Below are 1,912 nucleotides of genomic sequence, written 5' to 3'. Positions count from 1 at the left end.
GGGCCGTGAACTCGGCCTCCGCCGCCAGCGCCGGCGGGTAGCCATCCAGCGCGCCGCCCGCGCGGGCCTCGGCGATCAGTGCCAGGCCCGCCGCCGGGCCGTACGCGTACCCGTGGGCCACCGCCCGGTTGAGCCGGATCACCGGGGTGGGTCGGATCCGGGCCAGCTCGTCGTACCAGAAGGCGATGGCCCGCCAGTCGGTGTCGGCGGCGGTGGGCGCGGTGGCGTGGCAGGCGGCGATCCGGGCCTGGAGGGCGTACGGGCCGGGGCCGGCCCGCTCCACCAGCGCCAGCCCCTCGGCGATGGCCTGCCGGTCCCAGCGGGAGCGGTCCTGCTCGTCCAGGGTGAGCAGGTCGCCGTCCGGGCCACGCCGGGCGGTCCGGCGGGAGTCGTGCAGCAGGAAGAGGGCGAGCAGCCCGGCCACCTCCGGCTGCTCCGGCATCAGCTCGTGGAGCAGCCGGGCCAGCCGGATCGCCTCGTCGGCGAAGGCCGGCTCGCCGTCCGCGTCGTACCCCCGGGTGAAGAGCAGGTAGAGCACGGCCAGGACGCCCGGCAGCCGCTCGACCAGCGCGGACCCGGTCGGCACCCGGTACGGGATGCCGGCCGTGGCGATCCGCGTCTTGGCCCGGGTGATCCGCCGGGTCATGGTGGACTCGGTGACCAGGAAGGCGCGGGCGATGTCGGCGGTCGGCACCCCGGCCACGGTGCGCAGGGTCAGCGCCACCCGTGCCTCCAGCGCCAGCGCGGGGTGGCAGCAGGTGAAGATGAGCCGCAGCCGGTCGTCCACCACGTCCCCCTCCGGCGGCGTCGGCTCCGGGTCGGTGAGCAGCGCCAGGTCCCGCAGCTTGCGGCGTTCCACGGTGGCCCGGCGCAGCACGTCCACGGCCCGGTTCCGGGCGGCCGTCATCAACCAGCCGCCCGGATTCGCCGGTACGCCGTCACGGGGCCACCGCTCCAGCGCCGAGGCCAGCGCCTCCTGGGCGCAGTCCTCGGCGAGCGTCCAGTCCCCGGTGACGCGGATCAGCGTCGCCACGATCCGCGGGTACGCCTCGGCACCCGCGGCGGCGACGGCCTCGGCCGCGTCGGTCACCGGCGTCAGTCCAGGTCCACGAGGGGACGCAGTTCGATCCGGCCGCCGTAGGCCATCGGGTGGGCGCGGGCCACCTCGATCGCCTCGTCCAGGTCGGCGCACTCCAGCAGGTCGAAGCCCACGATCGCCTCCTTCGTCTCGGCGAACGGCCCGTCGGAGAGCAGCAGCTCGCCGTCGCGGACCCGGACCGTGGTTGCCGCCGACGGCGGGGCGAACGCACTGCCCGTGAGGCGCTGGCCGTTGGCGTCCCGCTCGGCGACCCACTGCTCGATGTCGGGCGCGGCGGTCGGATCCTTGTCCGGCTCGGTGTCGGTGCAGACGAACATCATGTACTTCATCAGGCACTCCTCGGTGTTGTGGTTCCGTCCAGCCTGACGAACGGGACCCGCGGATCCGGACACCTGCCTACCAGAAAAATTCGTGGGTGATTTCCGGGGCGCGGCTGGGTACTGCCGGGCGATGTTCTTCATCTTCGGGCTCCGCACCAAGGTCGACCGGTCCGGTGTCGTCACCCGGGTCTGCCGCAACTGCGGCAACCAGGCCGCGCAGGTCATCACCCGCCGGTCCACGAAGTTCACCCTCTTCTTCATCCCGCTGATCCCGGTGCGGACCCGGTACACCCAGCAGTGCACGTACTGCGGTGCCGAGTTCGACCTCTCCCGGGCCGAGGCGCAGCAGCTTCCGGTCGGCTGACGGATGGCCCGTTTCCTCTGCTGGCTGATCGGGCGGCAGCCGGTCGCCCCCGCCCCGGTACACACCGTCTCCCGTCCGCCGTGCACGCCCGGCCGCCGGCACCGCAGTACGTGCACTGCTGGGTGTACC

The 1,912-nt window shown here is 73.7% G+C and carries 3 protein-coding genes; 1 reads left to right on the top strand and 2 read right to left on the bottom strand.

Translation table 11 applies throughout. The features are described from left to right. Both DKL51_RS31615 and DKL51_RS31610 read right to left on the bottom strand, forming a co-directional pair. Positions 1-1,090: RNA polymerase sigma factor (locus DKL51_RS31615; protein WP_124813116.1), on the bottom strand; the 1,090-nt coding region annotated here is incomplete at its 3' end. 5 nt (positions 1,091-1,095) lie between these two features. Further along, a complete protein-coding gene (locus DKL51_RS31610; protein ID WP_109943388.1) occupies positions 1,096-1,428 on the bottom strand; it encodes a YciI family protein in 333 nt (110 codons plus the stop codon). Between the two features lie 82 nt (positions 1,429-1,510). Here DKL51_RS31610 and DKL51_RS31605 point away from each other — a divergent pair, with 82 nt between their 5' ends. After that, positions 1,511-1,783 (top strand): zinc-ribbon domain-containing protein, encoded by a 273-nt coding sequence (locus tag DKL51_RS31605; RefSeq protein WP_260428748.1) that lies wholly within the window; start codon positions 1,511-1,513, stop codon positions 1,781-1,783. The last annotated feature ends 129 nt before the right edge of the window (positions 1,784-1,912 follow it).

The organism is Micromonospora globispora (assembly GCF_003857015.1).
Taxonomy (GTDB): Bacteria; Actinomycetota; Actinomycetes; order Mycobacteriales; family Micromonosporaceae; genus Micromonospora; species Micromonospora globispora.
Note: the sequence above shows the minus strand (reverse complement) of the source record. Positions and strands in the feature narration are given on the sequence as shown.

Bases quoted from the DNA above. Each gene is read 5' to 3' on its own strand.
- DKL51_RS31610 (WP_109943388.1), bottom strand. From the start codon at position 1,428: ATGAAGTACATGATGTTCGTCTGCACCGACACCGAGCCGGACAAGGAT.